We start from the raw sequence: 15,932 nt of genomic DNA on the forward strand, positions 1-15,932 counted from the left end.
ATAGCAGGGGCGTTAAGAAAAGAAAACCAGAAAAAGAAGGAAATCCGGGCTTACTGGCCGGCGTAGTGGTACTGCTGCTGGGAGAGGATGTGCCCCTGCTCGTCGCGGGTGCGCAGGAGCCGCCCCAGGGCGTCGTACTCGTAAGTAACGGGCCGCCCCAAGGGATCGGTTTGGCGGAGCAGGCCCACCAGGGGCTGGTGCACATAAGTCGTCAGCAGCGCCCGAGCCAAGCTAGGGTCGCTGCGCAGCGCCTTCAAGTCCTCCCCCCGGTTGGTGTACGCCGTCCGTAAAGTGCTGTACCGCACGCCCACGGCCTTGGCCACAGGCAGGGTATTGCCGTAGCCCCAGAGGTAAGCGGTCACGATGCCCGTCTTGGGCCGCACCTCGACCAGCGCGCCGTTGTCAAACGCCAATGTAGTTTCCGGGGCCTCGGCGTAGCGCCCGTCCCGTTGCACCCGGTTGCCGCTGACGGCAGCGGGTGCAAACGTAGGCGCGGGGGCAGCCAAAAACAGACCGAATTGCTGGGCCGGGTACAGCACGGTGGGCTGGCTCAGGCCCGGGCCAAAGGTGGTGTAGTTCGCGCTCAGCAAACGGCGGTTTCGCCACTGGCTGGTTTCGACCACTTCCAGGCGGCCGTCGTCCTGTAACTGCAACACTGGCCGCAAGCTGCCCTCCGCGTCGTTCTTGGCCGCGTCGTGGCGGGCTTGGAAGGTGTTTTGGGGGTCGGTAAAGTTCTGCCGGCGATACGTGACGTAGGTCTGTCGGGCCGCGGCCCGGCAGAGGAGGTTGTCGGTGTAGGCATTGTAACGACAGTCGTCCGTCGTACAGTCGCTGCGTAGCCGATTGCGGTACGCCGCGTCGCAACTGGCGCAGGCGGTGGTGTACGAAGCAGTGCCGTCGGCCAGCGCGTCGGGGCCGGGTGCACGCAGGTCGAACGCGTACTGGGTGCGCGTCTCTACCGTATCGCCACTGGAAGCCGTCTGAACCGAGCGGGTCACCTGGTGGTGAAACTTGCTGGCAAAGTACTGCGCTTGGGTCGTACTGTGGGCGGGGGCCAGCCCCGAAGCCGACGCGTCGTACAGGGTTTCCGTCACCGTTGACTTGGTTTGCCAGTAGCCCCGGCGCACGTAAAAACCCGTTAAGCCGGCCCCGGCGATGTACTTGGACAGGTAGGCGGGCGTTACCAGGCGCGTGCTATCGTAGTCGTGGTGGTAAGCCGTGGTCTTCACCACTTGCCAGTTGGCATTGTACTCGGATTGGTACTTCAGCTGGCCCCGGTCGTACTCGTAATTGGCCGGGCCAGTCGGCTGGCTGGGCACCGTGGGGTCGCAGACCGTGGGGTCAATGGTGCGCACGCATACGTCCGCGTACGTCCGTTCGCCCACCCCGGTATCCGCGTACCGGTAGCTGGTGCGGCTGCTGTCGGCTTTGGTGACCGTCACCACGTCGTAGCCTAGGTGGCTGCCCTGGGTCGTGGACAAGGGCCGGATGCCGCAGGGGGAGATCAAGTAAGCCTTGGTGGGGCTGCTGTCCGGGTTCAGACAGCCGCCCGTTTCCGGATGGGTTGCCCCGTTATCGCCCACGTACCCAAAAAGGGCCAGTTGGTCGTTGCGGACCGTCTGGACATAGGTCGGGCGGTTGTAGAGGGCGCCCGTGGAATGCCCGTCCGTAAAACGGTAGCTGTAGCGGGTGACGACCGTGTCGGTGGCCGTCGCGCTGGGCTTCACCGTAACGGTTCTGATCCGCAGGCCCCCCGCGTAGGCATTTTCCGTCACGTTGCGCCGGACCACTTGCTGTAAGCTAACATCCGCTACGTCCCCAGCGCAGGAGGAACTGATGTCGAACCGCAGGGTTTGGGCCCCCGCTGGAAGATTCTTCGAAGCAAGCGTAAACCGCGACTTTGTGTGCTGATTCTGAAAGCTCGCGCCGTCGATGACCACATCTGGGTAGGGATTAGACCGGGGCCCACCGTAACCAAAAAGGGCAGAAGTAGGGTCTGAGGCTTGTGAACAAGGGGAATTGCGCTTGTAATCAACAGATAGCTCGTAATAACTACCTGCCTGAAACGTAACCGGCGCCTCCGCGTGGCGGGCGGCGGAGTACGCATTTTCGACGTGCAGGAACAACGCCGGCAGGTAATCCCACCGGCTGTAAGTCGTCCACACGTCGTTGGGCTCGAACTGGAAGACCGCGCGGCCGCCCGTCGGGTACGTTACCTGGGTCAGCATCCCGGCGCTCATGTAGGGCAGAGCAGGGTCGCGGTTAGCCCCCGGGACCCGAGTGCCGGGTCCCGGGTCCGTGCCGGCCGTGTAAGCGAACGTGGGACTGAGGGTGTAGGTGGAAATGAGCGTGTTCAGCTGGTTATTGGTCTCCGCCCCGTTGTAGAAGCCCCAGTGGTCCTGCGCCAAGGACAGTCGACGGGGCAGGTATTCCCCGTTGTAGTGAAAGAGCCAGGGATTGACCGCCTGTGAGCCGTCGCAGGCGTGTTCCACCACCTTGTCCAGGCGGAGCCGGGTCTTATCGGACTGGATGCTGGACGAACCTGAGCTTGCCGGGGCGAGAAAGGTGGACAGCGTTGCTGCAAAGGCCTGGTAATAGCTGTAGGAGAAGTTAAACTGCTTGCAAAAGCTGCCGGCCGTGATGCTCACTTGGTCCAGGGCCCGGGCCGGGTTGCTTTGCCGTTGCAGGTCGCTGTTCTGCGAGTCGTCAAGGCCACCCGGGCCAAACGCGCCCAGATCCGTGCGAATAGTGTTCGCGGTAAAGGTCACGTCCCCCGTAGAAAAGTGAATGCCCGTGAGCCGGACGCCATCTAGGTTATTGTTAACTAGGGCAAATTCTTTCTTGGAGTAGAGCAGCGGGGCATCCGGCGTTCTATCAGAATTGGAGATCGGGTAGGTGGAAAGCGTGTAGTAACTATATTTTTCCCGCGCATACTCAAAACTGATGGCATGCACGCCATCGGCAGCCACCACCTTGTGCAGGTAATAGCTGGAAAACACATTGCTGTCAGTGTTGAGGCTATTCTCTGAGGTGGGGTACGTCAGTTCTACCGGCTTTACGGACGTACTCGGCACATCTATATCTAACGTGTTGCCGAAATAATAGCGGTCGCCCGTGGGTACAGTCAGGACAAAGCCTTGAATATTGCCATCCCCCTGACCTCCCCCACTTCCTGGATGAGGGTAGTAATATTCGATCTTGATGTCCTGGCCGTCCACGACGACCGGCGTACGGTCGTCGTTGAAGTAAAACTTGCCCGAGTAGCCGTTGAAGTTAAAGAAAAATAGGTCCGGTTCCCCATCGTAGATGTTGGTGGAAAACTTAGAGTCATTCGGTGCTGGTTGCGTGGAGTTACCCGCCCGTTGCCCCCCTTCCGTTAAGTAGGTGCTGTAGCCGTAGTCACTGAAGTGGCCGTGTACCGCATTGGTGGTGCCCCGTTCGTCGGGAGCGCCCATCACCGAGCGGGTAATGACGCCGCCCGCGTTGAGGGCCCAGTTCATGCCTACCCAGCTGGCGGTTTCGAGCACCTTGATTCCCCCAGCGTGGTAGTTCAAACTAATAGGCAGCGTCAGCGGGCCTTCCTTGATCGTGTAGAGGGGCACGCTGACCTCCGGAATGCCGGTGTGGTAGCTAACGGGCACGTCCGTGAACTTACCCAGCGCGGCGGCCGTGGGCGAGGCAATGGAGACGGCGTTGTAGAGGGAGGGGCCGGGCGCACCACTCTGCGCCTGCGCGCCCACCGTTCCCGCCCACAAACAACAACCTATAAAAATCCTTTGGAAGCAGCGCAAAGCGGGCATGTGCGGAAGGTTGTTAAGACTAGTAGCAAGACCAGTAGCAAGAGGAGTTGCGCGGGCGGGCACGGGTGTTTGAGTTGAGCGGTGGAAACATTTCCGCGGGAGGTATGCCGCTGCTGCGCAAAGACACCTGCGAACACCTAGCACTCCCACTAATGGTTGTTAATCAGCCCAATGGGCAACCGGCTTCAAAACCGGTATTCGGGTGGGAGCGCAGGCGCACCCCCCGCACGTATTTTGCGTTTATCCGTCTTTCTTACACAGCGGGCGGATAAAGCGCAGGGGAGGCGGCATTACCAGCAGTGGCGAGCAAACCAAACCGGGCCCCGCATGCTCCGCCGTGGGTAGCGGAGACCCCGGGAAACTGGGCTTCAGCGCAGCAGGAGCTGCCACGGGACGCAAAAAAGTAAAGAACATGCCAAGCGTTGCCAATAAGGGTATTCCATAAGAAACCGGACCGCGCCAGCGGCGCCACCGTATTTCATAGGGCCCGCAAAGAGAAGCGTTGACAACGCATTTTCGAAAGACACTTCGCCCCTATCCGTGACATCTACCCCGTTGTTTTACAACGGTTGATGCCCTGGATGCAACCAATTAAAAATAGGCAAAATGATGGGGCAGTGTTTCTTGCTGAAAAAGATATAGATTTTCCTATTTATAGTAAAAATACCCGCGGCGCAAAACCACCTGTTTGTGACATTGCAAGGTCCCAAAGGGCCGGAAAATATTTGACCGAAGGGGGCCGCTAGCACGCCGTGCACGTACAGCAAGCGTTATTGACAAACCAAGTCCATTGCGGTCTTCTGTACCATGGGAACCGTAGCGGCGTTCGCGGCGGCCCTGAAGCCTGGTACAGTTCCGCGTGAGGTGGTCTAGGAATGACGGACAGAAGAGGGACGTATATTTCTTCTGTCATGGCAACCAAAACCAGCGGGACGTCGCCCGACAAACGGCGTAAATACGACGCGGCGTTCAAGGCCGAGGCCCTGCGCCTGGCCAGCGAGCGCCGCAGCACGCAGGCGGCCGCCCGGCAATTAGGCATCAGCCCCAAGCTGCTCTATCGCTGGCAGCAAGCCCAGCTCGTGGCCGAAGTGGGCAGCGAGGAAGTGGCGCGCGACCCGGAGGTGCGCGCCCGTCTCAAACGGGCCGAGCAGGAGCTCGATATGTTAAAAAAAGCCTTGGTCAGTTGCCTGCTTTAGGCGCAGGCTCGGCCAACCGACCCGGTGAGCGCCTACCAGCACATCGCGCAACGCGCTACCCACGTGCCCGTGCGTCCCCTCTGCCAGGTGCTGCGCGTGGCCCCGTCCGCGTACTACGCCTGGCAACGCCGCCGGCAACTGCCGCCGGTCGAGCCGGCCTGGCAATTGGCGGTACGCGAAGCCTTTCGCTACCATAGCCAGCGCAACGGCACCCGCCGGCTGCGGGCCGAAGTGCCGGCCCAGGGCCACGCCGTGGGCCGCTGGCGCATCCGCCGCGTGCTCGAAGCCCACGGCCTGCGGGCCCAACAGCCGCGCTCGTTCGTGCCGCGCACCACCGATTCCAATCCGGCCGTGCGCGCCGCCCCCAACCGCTTGCTCGGCCAGCCGGCCCCCACCGCCCCGAACCGGGTGTGGGTGGGCGACAGCACCTATTTGCCCCGCCAGGGCGGCGGCTGGCGCTACCTGGCCGTCTGGCTCGACCGCTGCGCGCGCAAGATTGTCGGCTGGGACGTGCGCGCTCGCCATGCCCGAAGGCCTGGTCAGCGACGCCTTGCGCCGGGCCTTGGTCGTGCGCCGGCCCCCGGCCGGACTCGTCGTGCACTCCGACCAGGGCAGTCAGTACACGGCCACCCGCTTCAAGCAACTGCTTACCCGCTACGGCGCTCAGCAGCGCATGAGCCGGCGGGGCAATTGCTACGATAACGCCCACGCCGAATCGTTTTGGAGCCGCTTCAAAGCCGAACTGCTCGACGGCGGCAGCTTCCCCGGCCTGGTCGAGGCCAAGCTCGAAATCAGCCACCACATCGCCTATTACAACGCTGAGCGGCGCCATTCCGCGCTCGGCTACCACTCGCCCAACCACTTCGAAACCCAACTCCAAACAACGTCCCAATTCTGTCCGGCTTAGCTGGACCACCTCAGTTGGCCGAGCGCCTGACGGCGATGGAACAGTTGCAGCAGCAGTTGCTAGCCTTGCTCCTGCCACCGACTGTGTAGGCTACAGCCTTATCCGATGGGCATAAAAAAAGACCTTGCCGCTTGGAAAGGTCTTTTTTTATGTGTGTCAACTATTGAATCTGTTATAATAAAATCTATTGATACCGCTCAGAGTATTCCGAGACGCCGAGCCTCATCCTTAATAAGGAGACGTACCAAAGCAGAAAAGCCTAACCCGCGCTCTTTAGCCACCTTCTCAGCAAGCTCTTTTTCTTCAACGGTGACTTCTAATCCCACTTGCTTTTTACCGGTGCGCTCGGTCTTCTCTTTTTTCATGAGGTAAAGATAAAATCTCTCCATGGTCTGTATCAATACAGCTTAGATACYTTAATGTATCAATACTTTTTTTATCACAAAAGTATTGATACTTTTGTGATACTCAGAAAGAGTGCCCTACTCCGTAGTAAGCTAAAGAGGCCAGCCGCTGGTAACGACTGGCCTCCGATGTAGCACCTGTATCAGCAGGTACTACGGTTGGGTTATGGTCAACCCTATTCCAAAAATACATGGCAAACCATGTAACCGGGACGAATACGCTCCTTGGCGTATCCCCAATCTCCCTAGGCGAGCTACGTCAGCACGACTTATTGCCCCTTATCGGCAACCCTCTTTTCAGCGAAGCGGAGCAACTGCGGGCCAACCATTTCGTGCACGAAAGCGAGGATATCGCTCGCCTCACCCGCTGGGGCGCGAACGTCTTAACCAAAATAGCCCGTCGCCAAGCCAAAGCGGCCCGCCAGCTCCGCGACCGCGCCACGCGCGCCGCGTTGCGTCAGTTGCCTTCTACCAGCTTCCGCAGCCCTCGTTCCCGCCCGTGCCAGCCGACCTCGCGTTGGGTGCCCGGTGCTTTCTTCTCCGACGGGGCCGACCGCCGGGCTAGCATTTTCGACCGCCTAGTCGCCGCTCGTTTCCAGTCAGTGGACGCGTTGCCGTTTGCTTCCCTACGCAGCGGTCAATCCCGATGAGCCACCGTCGCGACCTTAAGCTGCTGCGCCGCGCCCAGAAGCAGGCCAAGCGCCAACTGCGCCAACTCGCCGCGTTGGAACTCACCGGGCTGACGGCCGTCACCCTCCACGCGCACACCCGGCAGGTAACGGTGGTGCTGGTCTCCGCCACGGGGGCCCCCTTCACGGACGCGCTCCGGGAGGCGTTGCACGCGCGCCGCCAAGCCCTGCAGACCGAAGCCCAGCACCTGCTGCTCACCTGGCTGGAAGACGAGCAGTTGCGCGACCGCCCCGCCCCGGCCGCCGGGTCTCCACGGCCCTAACGGCTGCCCAACCCCGGCGAACTCCTTGCCGCTGCGGATTACCCCGTGGCGAGCCCCCGTATGCGCTCTCCCCTTTCTCTTATCGCTGCGTTATGTTTTCCCCCACGGTTCCGCTCCTGCCCTACGCACAGGCCACGGCAACGCAACGGGCCCAGGCCCTGCATTACCTGCAAGCCCGCTTGCAGCACCACTTTCCGACCTTGCCCGAACGCGCCTTCGTCCGCGCGCTGGCCGAGTGCCGCCCGCCGCTGCTGCTCGCCGGGGCGCAGGTGGCGCTCGCCCGCCCCGACCTGACCCAATTGGTCCAATACCTGGGCCACGCCCCCGAATTGCCGGTGCTCGACCCGCCCCTCTTCGGCGGGCCGGCGCTGGCGTTGGCCCAGTACGTGTGGCAGACCAGTGAGCTTGCCGTGGGCGCGCTCACCGAGTTGGCCAGCGCGCCGTCCCCCCGGTGCGGCCCCCGCCTCGGGGCGCTGCTGCGGCGCACGGCCCGGCTCTGCCCGCTGGCCGAGCAGGTGGTGCAGGCCCAGCGCTGGGACTTGCCCGGCGGCCCCCCCCTGCCCCCGGGCGTCCCCGGCGGGGGGCCCGTGCCCGGGAGCCCGGCGGTCGAAGGCCTGCTGCAACGCCTCGTACCCGTAGCGGCCCCGCCAATCAGGTAGCGCAGGGCAAGGGCAACGAGCCCTTGCCCGGTGGCCACGCCGACCGTTTTCGCCCTGCGCTCCCTCCTGGCCGTGCTAATCAATCTCGACGATGACGTCGTTGATGGCCGTGAGGCGTGCCACGGCCCGTGCCAAGCCGGCGGCCGTCCCGTCCAGTTCCACCGACACCAACAGCGGGTGCTTAACCGCGCGAATAGCTGCTTCGCCCAATTGCCGGGGGGTAGGCGGGGCGTTGGCCTCCGGTTGGACCGGGGCGGCCAGCTGCTGCGTGAGGTCCTGGTTGCGCAGCGCCTCCACGCTCACGCCAAACACCTGCGCCAGCTTCGTCAAGGCTTCCAGTTTGGGCGTCGATTTGCCGTTCTCGTAGCGGCTAACGGTGTTGTAATCGGTCACGAGCTTATCCCCGAGTTCGGACTGGGAGAGCTCCGCTCGACGTCGCAAAAAGCGCAGGTTTTTTGCAAAATACATGGCCACGCGGGAAATTGCGCAAAACTACCCGCCTGTAAATCCGTATTTTACTAAAATATGATGAATAAAAGCGCGTATTTTGCTAGTTTTAAATCATATTGCTGCATATTGCAGCAACTAATTCGGCTTCCCTTGTGGGCGCGCTCTCCTTCGGTTGTGGTGACGAAGGGCGCTTTTTGGCCGCGCCGCTGCACGCACGACTTCTTTACTTGTTCCCCGGCTTCTTGCGCTTAATCCCTCTTCTGCGGCACTCACGTGCAGACCTGTCGAGCGACTACACGCCAACGGGCGACTGCAGGGCCGGGAGTTCTTGCCCCTGCCTGCTTTGCCCAAGCATTCGTACCCCAGGGGGGCGTGCCCACGCGGGCCGCACGACCCGCTTCCTTTTATTCCACCCCTTCGCTTGTATGAGTTCCGCCAACAAAAGGCGCCCCGCCAGTACATTGCCGGCCCCCGCCCCCGCCCCCGCCCCTACCACTCCCACCAAAACCAAACCTGCTTCCCCAAAGCCAGCGAAGCAAACGGCAGCGGAGGAAAAGAAGGACAAAAAGCATCCTTTCACCTCCACCATTACCGAAGACAACAAGCGGCGACTCGCAAGGTACCAAGCGCACAAGCCCGGCGGGGCCCAGACGACGGACGTGTTAAACCAAGCGTTGAAACGCTTCCTTGACGCCAATAAGCAATACGCAGGCGTTAGCCCGGGGGAGAAGCCGTAGCACCTCGGCCTTCTTATAGCAGCGGGGGAATGATGGTAGCGGAGGGATAAGAATACATTAAGCCGTTTCCAGCGGCTTTTGCAAGCGGCGTAGTCCGTTGGGCGGTACTTCCACCTGGCTGGGAAAGGTGTACTTGCCCAAGCGGTTGGTATGCCCGTAGCGGGCGGGCGAGAGCCAAGTCTTCGTCGCGCACCTCCATGCCTTCGGCCCGTAACGTTTGCACCACCTGTTGCAGGTAGACCGTATTTTAGAGTACCACCAGGTGGGTGACCAGGTGCAGGGCACCCACGACCTCCTGCTGGGCTTCTTCCTGTTTGCAGCGGCTGAGCCCGTCGCCGCCAAACCAAGGAAGACCCCCAGCGCGTGCAGCCGCTCGCCCTTGTTGGGGTTGCGCTACCCCTAACTGGACAAAGAATTACGGTAAGGGCCTCAGGGGTCGCAGGCCATTAACTAGCACGTCGGTTGGTAGCTGGAAGGAATAGCGGCCCAGACGGTTCAAATGGGCAAAACGAGCGGGTGAGAGCTAGGCCAGGTGTTCGGGCAGTGCCGGTGGCCCCCCCGCTTGCTGGCGCAGCAAGCGGGGGTGGTTGGGTTTGCGGACGGGCAGTTCTTCCCTGTGCCCAAATAAAACGCGCGCGGTAATTCGGCCCGGTGACGCTTAATGCCTTCGACCAGCTGCCCTACGGGCTCCAATTGGCTACCGTCTTCGAAACGGGCACCTACCTGGCCCGGCGCTGGGAAGAAGAAGACGGCGTGAACTTGTACCACCTGCCAGGCGGCTTCTTTGTAGAACTGTACTACGACACGCTGGCCGAGGAGCTGGTGCGGCTGCGCAGCTTTAGCAGCACGGAGCCGCTGGAGGATTATGCTGCTTCGGTGCGGTTGCCAGAAGGTTGGACGTAAAAAATAATGGGAGTACTCCAATCAAAGGGAAGCACTCACCACGGGGCGCTGGCATTAACCTCCGATGCCAAAGTCCTTGCTTTTCGTCGGTTCTTGCTCGCGCTCCTGACTTTTCTGCCGAGGTAGGGCTTGCCACTGCTCTCGTTGGCTTTGGTGGGTGGCGTGTTCGTACACCTGGCTGCCACCTGCTCGTACTTTATCAAAGTAGCGGCTGACCTGAGGGGCAAAATCGGCGTCATACTTCACGTACACCGCTACCAGCTCATCCGTACGATTGGGCACGCCCTGTATGCGTAAGTCAGCTGCCCACGACGAACTCCCCACCCGCAAAGTCACTAACACGTTGTCAACCTTTTCTTTCGGCACTACCAGGCAAGCCGCCAAGTCGCCTGGGCCGATTTTCCATTTGTAAATACCAAACGCTTGGTCCATCAAGGACAACTCGTGCGTGGCCACCTTTTGCCGGGCCTGCTCGATCTTCCGCGCCTCTGCTTGCTTCTCCTCTGCCAGCAGTTGTTCCCGGAACGCACGCCTGGCTTGCAGCTGCTCTTCGACCTGTTCGCTTATTTTCCGGTCGTTGGGTCGTACTTCAGAATAGATAAATTCGAAGCCGTGCTTGGGGTGGCGCACTTGATTAGGGTTATCCTCGGTAGGGTTTCTAAACCTAAATCCTTGTTTTTCAAGACCTTTATAATAACTTTTACCATCCTCGTAGGTTCCGCTGACTAGGTGTGCTTCAAATTTCTTCTTGGTATCCAACCGGTCTCCCTCACGCAGCTCGGTTCCGAGTTGCAGTATACTTCGTGGAATATCCTTCCCATTAGCAAGATTGACCGCCAGTTTGGTTACCTCCTTTTTAAGCTCGGTCAGCTCCTTGTAATGAGCATTTTTTAACCCCTCCGACACGTTCAACTGCCTCTTGAGCGCTTCTGCCTCCTCCCGGAATCCCGCGTTAGCGATGGCGGCTTGGGCAGCCTCCTGGATGCGTTTATTGGCTTGTTCAGTGCGCTTGTTGGCCTCCTGCACCTGGCGCACGAGTTCGGCATTGACGCGTTTTTGCTCATTGGCCCGCCATGCATCAGCCCCAATGCCGAACGCGGGCACTTTGCCTAGCTCCACCTCCCGTGCCAGTGTTGTGGTCACTGGGGTTGCCAACTCTTTCAGCTCGGCTGTAGCCTTATCCTGGCGACCGTACATCTGCTTCATGTCCAGGTGCTGCCGCCTAGACCCCTTCACGCCCCTCTCCAATCCATGTGTGGCCATTGCCTTGGCGTAATCAGTTTGCAGCTGGGTCAGGCTCGTGCGATTGAATAACGTGTCAGCAGAGAGTCGTCCCTTCTCTGTGAGGGGAATGACCACCGCATGAATGTGCGGCGTTGTTTCGTCTTGGTGCAGCGTGAACGAGACGACATTCTTAGCCCCGTACCTGTTCTTTAAAAAATCTAAATTATCCGTCACCCACTTGCTCCCACGCACGTCCTCGGCCTGCCCGCCTTCGCCCCGTTTGAACCAATCCGGCGAGGCCGTCAAAACGACTTCCACGGCGTGCACTTGGTCATCGCGCACCTTTCGAGGCTTCCCTCTCGCGGTCTTGGCAATGCCTTCTGCAATACGCTCATTGGCCAGCGTCCAGTAGTCGCGTTGGCTTGTGTTCACCAATTCCTGATTCAGTGCGGTTGTTAATTCAGGGTCGGCGTTGGGCGTGTTCATCAGCCGGTAGTTGTGCTTGGTTTTGCCTTGAGCTGCGCTCTGGGTTTTGATTTTTGCAACGCGAATGATGACTTGAGGCATGGGGTATGAAAAAGGCAGTGGGGAAGTATAAGCCCCGCAGGGCGCACGGCGAAACGATGGGGCACAGCCCTGTCGTTTCGCCATAGTGTGTTATGGCAAAACTACGTCCAGGATATTCTCACGAAACCCTTGCTCAACCACAAGCTACAACTCTTTTTTCCCCACTGCCTAATAATCCCTTTTAGTTGCCCTTAGACGCCTCATCCAGATGATCAAGTAGCTGGCTTCACTCTTCGTTGCTCAATTCCTCCACTGGATAACTAACTAGCATTCTACCTTGAATTCTTACTCCACTTAACGGCACTTACTACCAAACCACCTCATTTGAACGGACTTTACTTGATTGTCCCGGTCCCCTCTTTGTGTAATAATCTCAAGTGTTCTTTTCGCGCTAAACTTTTTCTTCTTGCCCTAACCCGGTAGTAAACCAATCAAATACTATTCATTCAACACACTACAGAAAAAACAGCTATCGCGACCGTCAGCCAATCAGCACTACCTAAAATATAATACAATTTTTTATCCTTCCGAATGCGCTGTTTGATGAAATACCCAACCCAATAACGGGTTGTCTCAACGCCTTCCGTGTCCATCGATTTCACCTACTTTCTTCTGCCAATGGTGCTGGAGTATCAGGTAATGGCTTGGTACCTTACCCTGTTTCTGCGCGCCCTGCTCTGACTTCGCTTGCCCCTCGTTAACGCCCTTCGTCCTACCGATTCTGAAGACGCTGGTTTATTCAGCAAAGGATGCCTGCAACTTGGTTCTAGCCTAATCAATCCCATTCGGCGTGTCTGGGCAGTCAGGTCGACCTCCGCACTGCGTCCCCAGGTTTTATAAGAATCTTGCGGTCTGGCAAATCATGGATTCAACTACCACATTTTGTCCGTGAAACGCCACTGAGGGAAAGTACTACAGAACACCTTTTCACGTAACATTCTGTTAATTAATCACTTACAACATAAACGCTAACAGCCAGTCAACGTGCTGATTAGCGTAGCATTTGTACAGGAAATATTTGCACTGCTATTCAGATCACATTATATGTTTGATAAACAGTGATTTAAGAATAAAATCTACTGTTTAACCAATCGTGTCTCACTTATAGAATGTGGTTTTTGTACGGTCACAAATGATTTGGCTTATAAAAAGTGAGTTTTTGTAGCTGCAGATGAACAAGAAAAGGTAAATCCGTTGTCTTTTTATAATAAATTTTATGACTAATCTAATAAAATTAGCTTCGTTTGCCTATGTTTTTCATGGTGTGCGTGGATAGTCGCAAAACTTATAAAAAGTGGTTTTAACTTAATTATATTAAATTAAATATTGATAAAGTGCAATCACCTTTTGCGTTTGCTTATTTAGCGTCGGTTTGTTGTTTTTTGTTTGTTATCGATGCTTGCTTAAAACCACTACCCTTTAGAAGCTTTTCCTTGAGCGCGAACAACAAGCTTGTGATTACTTGTTTTTACTTGTCTATTTGTAGGGCTTGCAACGCATTGATAATCAAAAGTATACGTAGGTATAAAACCACTTTTTATAAGCTAAAAACCACTTTTTATACTTTGAAAACCACTTTTTATAAGCTAAAAACCACGCCTTATAACTCAATCCCTCACGTTTTATAAGCTAAAAACCACTACTAACTATCACTGTGGTTTTTTGTACTCTTTCTGTCTATCTTTGCTCCACTTCCCTACCACTTCTGCCTGTTTACAAAGCCTGCCTCCATGGTTGATCGCCAAGTTGTTATACGTCAACATAACGCCATTACCCAGGCTCGCTACGATTACAGCGCCTGTCAACTCGACATTTTCTTCTATTTGCTCTCATGCTTGCAGCGAAACGACGCCCCTGACAAGGAGTATACCATTTACGTCAAGGACATAGAACAGCTGACCGGGCGGCAGTGGAACTACCAGCAAATGCGCGAAGCCACGGCTGATATGGGCTCGCGCGTGTTTGAAGTGGAAGATGACCAGACCTATCAGCAGATGTGGATGTTTCAGAAGGTGGAGTACATCAAGGGCGAGGGCTGTTTAGAGATCCAATTGGCTGCCCCCATTCGGCCCTACCTGTTCAATCTCAAGGATAACTTCACCTCCTATCAGTTGCAATCGGCCCTAAAGCTGAGCAGTAAGTACGCCAAACGTATCTATCAGCTCGTGAGTCAGTGGAAAGACAAAGAAACCACGCGCACTTATTCACTGGACGAGTTCAAGCAAATGCTGTATCTGAAAGACCCCAAGGGCAAGGCTCCGGAACAGTTTCAAAACATCAGCCAGCTCAAGGTCCGCGTACTCGACATCGCTGTGCGCCAAGTCAGCGAGCACACTGACCTTAAGATCGATTACTTGCTAATTAAGAAAAGTCGGGCCTACGACGCAGTTAGATTCACCATTACTCGCCAGCTGCCGCCGCAGCCACCCATCCCCTTCGAGCAGCCCGACGAAAGTGTCCGCATTATCACGGCCAAGCAGCACCTGGACACGCTGGGCATTACCCAACCACAATTGGTGGCGACTGTCCTCAGCAACGCTCAGCACCTGGAGCAGTTGTTCAAGTTCACCTACCAACTCAAAACGGATAAGATCAAGGCGACTAAAAACCCCGGGGGACTTTTCTTAAAAATCTGTGGACTGCGATAAGACACCCTGCGTCAAACGAACGGACGACCAGCATTAGCCACTCTCCTTTCCAGCGTGATACCAAAAATGGCACACTAAGCGGCTCGGCTCCCTTTGATTTAAGGGAGCCGCCAAAAAACACCTGAGTTGCTTACAAGCCACGAAAACCGTCATTTTCGGCCATCCTACTAGCCTGCCCTCCCCCGTTTAATACGCTCTTGTTGCTGCTGCTCCAGTCGACGCGTCTGCTCTGGGCGTTGCGGGATTGGGGGACTACTGGCGAAAAGCAAGTTTAACGCTTCCTGAAGCGCTTGTTTCTGGGAATAGGTGTATTCACCCTGGGACCGGCGGGCGTGTACGTAATCCCGCAATTGCTCCAAGTGGCCACGGCCCACTACAAAGGTTTGGCGCACCCCGTCCGATGCTGCAGCAACAACGAAAGGTGAGTCAAGAGCACCCGCCATTTGGGCAGCAATGCCAGCATTGCCAGCATTGCCAGTGTTACTAATGTTACCCGTATTACTGGTATTACGCCCCGATTCCGACGGATCCGGGCCGTTTTTGCCTGGCGTGCGCTCGTCGCTGAGGTCGAAAAAGTCGCGCTCCGACGTTGGCTTGGGAGCGGCTGCCTCGCCGGGGCGGGGCAGGTTCTTGAATGTCTTGGCCATGGGAAGCAAACGGATTAGCGGGTAAGAATTTCGGCTACCAGTGCTTGGTAGTCGGTGGCCCCGGCACTTTGCGGAGCGTAGGTGAAAATGTCCTGGCCCAGGTGCGGGGCCTCGCCCAGGGCAATACTCTCGCGAATGACCGTATCGAGCACCAGGCCCGGGTGCTGCGCCCGCAGCTGCTCGGCGGTTTCCCGGCGCAACACCTTGCGCTTATCGTGGCGGGTAAAAAAGACGCCCCCCACCACTAGCCCCGGATTTAGTCGCCGCTGCACCCGGCCCACCAACTCCAACACTTTTTCTAATCCGTCGGTCGCGTACATCTGCGCTTCCAGCGGAATGTAGAGCGCCTGGGCGCAGGCGTAGGCGTTGAGCGTAACCAGGCCCAGGGCCGGCGGGCAGTCTAGCAAGATGTAGTCGCACCGCTCACGCACGGGTTCGAGCAGTTCCTTCAGCAGAAACTCGCGGTCTAACTCGTCGCCCTTCACCTTTTCAAACCCCGACAAGGCGGGCGAGCCGGCCACCAGCGCCAGCTTGTCGTGCAGCGGGTAAGCCTTAAGGTGATATTCGCCCAGTAAGGCCCCGTACACATTGTGCTTGGCATCGACCAGGCCCAGGCCCTTGGTCAGGTTCGTCTGGGGGTCCAAGTCCACCAGCAGCACGCGCTGGCCGGCGCGGGCGAGGGCCGCCCCCACATTGGCCGTGGACGTCGTTTTGCCGACTCCCCCCTTTTGGTTTGTAAACGCCAGAATCTTGCTCATGGCGCAAACATACGCACGGGCGTGTTACCCATGTTACTTATCGTACTACTATTACGCATGTTACCGGTATTATCCATGTT

Annotated in this window: 14 protein-coding genes; 8 read left to right on the plus strand and 6 right to left on the minus strand. The window is 57.7% G+C overall.

Annotation, left to right across the window (positions count from 1 at the left end; translation table 11 throughout):
- Nucleotides 1-50: 50 nt before the first annotated feature.
- The gene (locus tag EAH73_RS21440; protein ID WP_161599640.1) at nt 51-2,768 is read right to left on the minus strand and encodes an RHS repeat domain-containing protein; all 2,718 of its coding nucleotides are present in this window, start codon (nt 2,766-2,768) and stop codon (nt 51-53) included.
- 1,943 nt (nt 2,769-4,711) lie between these two features.
- On the opposite strand from EAH73_RS21440, the gene EAH73_RS21445 reads away from it, so the two are divergent.
- From EAH73_RS21445 to EAH73_RS21455, 3 genes are all read left to right on the plus strand, one after another.
- Nucleotides 4,712-4,996, plus strand: a complete 285-nt coding sequence (locus tag EAH73_RS21445) for a transposase (protein WP_161599641.1) — start codon at nt 4,712-4,714, stop codon at nt 4,994-4,996.
- Nucleotides 4,997-5,065: 69 nt separating this feature from the next.
- Nucleotides 5,066-5,698: a DDE-type integrase/transposase/recombinase gene (locus EAH73_RS21450; protein WP_161599642.1), complete on the plus strand. Its 633-nt coding sequence runs from the start codon at nt 5,066-5,068 to the stop codon at nt 5,696-5,698.
- Entirely contained in the window at nt 5,592-5,903 is a 312-nt protein-coding gene (locus EAH73_RS21455) for an integrase core domain-containing protein (protein WP_410503828.1), read from the plus strand. The genes EAH73_RS21450 and EAH73_RS21455 overlap by 107 nt, the downstream gene beginning before the upstream one ends.
- Before the next feature lie 197 nt (nt 5,904-6,100).
- Here EAH73_RS21455 and EAH73_RS23235 read toward each other — a convergent pair whose 3' ends face one another.
- Nucleotides 6,101-6,268 carry a hypothetical protein gene (locus EAH73_RS23235; protein ID WP_161599644.1) on the minus strand — a complete coding sequence of 56 codons (168 nt, stop codon included), beginning with the start codon at nt 6,266-6,268 and terminating at the stop codon, nt 6,101-6,103.
- Between the two features lie 685 nt (nt 6,269-6,953).
- Between EAH73_RS23235 and EAH73_RS21460 the strand changes: the two genes are divergently transcribed.
- Nucleotides 6,954-7,259, plus strand: coding sequence for a hypothetical protein (locus tag EAH73_RS21460; protein ID WP_140469486.1), 306 nt, complete (start codon nt 6,954-6,956; stop codon nt 7,257-7,259).
- Nucleotides 7,260-7,351: 92 nt separating this feature from the next.
- Nucleotides 7,352-7,918, plus strand: a complete 567-nt coding sequence (locus EAH73_RS21465) for a hypothetical protein (RefSeq protein WP_140469487.1) — start codon at nt 7,352-7,354, stop codon at nt 7,916-7,918.
- 75 nt (nt 7,919-7,993) lie between these two features.
- Here the strand turns inward: EAH73_RS21465 and EAH73_RS21470 are convergent, their stop codons facing one another.
- The gene (locus EAH73_RS21470; protein ID WP_140469488.1) at nt 7,994-8,386 is read right to left on the minus strand and encodes a helix-turn-helix domain-containing protein; all 393 of its coding nucleotides are present in this window, start codon (nt 8,384-8,386) and stop codon (nt 7,994-7,996) included.
- Between the two features lie 936 nt (nt 8,387-9,322).
- Here EAH73_RS21470 and EAH73_RS21480 point away from each other — a divergent pair.
- Together EAH73_RS21480 and EAH73_RS21485 are read left to right on the plus strand one after the other, a co-directional pair.
- A complete protein-coding gene (locus EAH73_RS21480) occupies nt 9,323-9,508 on the plus strand; it encodes a hypothetical protein (protein ID WP_140469489.1) in 186 nt (61 codons plus the stop codon).
- Between the two features lie 248 nt (nt 9,509-9,756).
- Nucleotides 9,757-10,008, plus strand: a complete 252-nt coding sequence (locus EAH73_RS21485) for a hypothetical protein (RefSeq protein ID WP_140469490.1) — start codon at nt 9,757-9,759, stop codon at nt 10,006-10,008.
- A gap of 54 nt (nt 10,009-10,062) precedes the next feature.
- Here the strand turns inward: EAH73_RS21485 and mobV are convergent, their stop codons facing one another.
- Nucleotides 10,063-11,799 (minus strand): MobV family relaxase, encoded by a 1,737-nt coding sequence (mobV, locus tag EAH73_RS21490; protein WP_161599645.1) that lies wholly within the window; start codon nt 11,797-11,799, stop codon nt 10,063-10,065.
- 1,730 nt (nt 11,800-13,529) lie between these two features.
- On the opposite strand from mobV, the gene EAH73_RS21495 reads away from it, so the two are divergent.
- On the plus strand, nt 13,530-14,447 hold the full coding sequence (locus EAH73_RS21495; RefSeq protein ID WP_140469492.1) for a replication initiation protein: 918 nt from the start codon (nt 13,530-13,532) through the stop codon (nt 14,445-14,447).
- Nucleotides 14,448-14,614: 167 nt separating this feature from the next.
- On the opposite strand, the gene EAH73_RS21500 is transcribed toward EAH73_RS21495, so the two are convergent.
- Both EAH73_RS21500 and EAH73_RS21505 read right to left on the minus strand, forming a co-directional pair.
- Complete coding sequence (locus EAH73_RS21500; RefSeq protein WP_140469493.1) at nt 14,615-15,094, minus strand: hypothetical protein; 480 nt, start codon at nt 15,092-15,094, stop codon at nt 14,615-14,617.
- Nucleotides 15,095-15,108: 14 nt separating this feature from the next.
- Complete coding sequence (locus tag EAH73_RS21505; RefSeq protein ID WP_140469494.1) at nt 15,109-15,852, minus strand: ParA family protein; 744 nt, start codon at nt 15,850-15,852, stop codon at nt 15,109-15,111.
- Between the last annotated feature and the right edge of the window lie 80 nt (nt 15,853-15,932).

It is taken from the genome of Hymenobacter nivis (assembly GCF_006439025.1).
GTDB classification, from domain to species: Bacteria; Bacteroidota; Bacteroidia; order Cytophagales; family Hymenobacteraceae; genus Hymenobacter; species Hymenobacter nivis_A.

Coding starts and splice junctions, on each gene's coding strand:
- mobV (WP_161599645.1), bottom strand. CDS start 11,799: ATGCCTCAAGTCATCATTCGCGTTGCAAAAATCAAAACCCAGAGCGCA.
- EAH73_RS21460 (WP_140469486.1), top strand. CDS start 6,954: ATGAGCCACCGTCGCGACCTTAAGCTGCTGCGCCGCGCCCAGAAGCAG.
- EAH73_RS21465 (WP_140469487.1), top strand. CDS start 7,352: ATGTTTTCCCCCACGGTTCCGCTCCTGCCCTACGCACAGGCCACGGCA.
- EAH73_RS21495 (WP_140469492.1), top strand. CDS start 13,530: ATGGTTGATCGCCAAGTTGTTATACGTCAACATAACGCCATTACCCAG.
- EAH73_RS21470 (WP_140469488.1), bottom strand. CDS start 8,386: ATGTATTTTGCAAAAAACCTGCGCTTTTTGCGACGTCGAGCGGAGCTC.
- EAH73_RS21505 (WP_140469494.1), bottom strand. CDS start 15,852: ATGAGCAAGATTCTGGCGTTTACAAACCAAAAGGGGGGAGTCGGCAAA.
- EAH73_RS21500 (WP_140469493.1), bottom strand. CDS start 15,094: ATGGCCAAGACATTCAAGAACCTGCCCCGCCCCGGCGAGGCAGCCGCT.
- EAH73_RS21445 (WP_161599641.1), top strand. CDS start 4,712: ATGGCAACCAAAACCAGCGGGACGTCGCCCGACAAACGGCGTAAATAC.
- EAH73_RS23235 (WP_161599644.1), bottom strand. CDS start 6,268: ATGAAAAAAGAGAAGACCGAGCGCACCGGTAAAAAGCAAGTGGGATTA.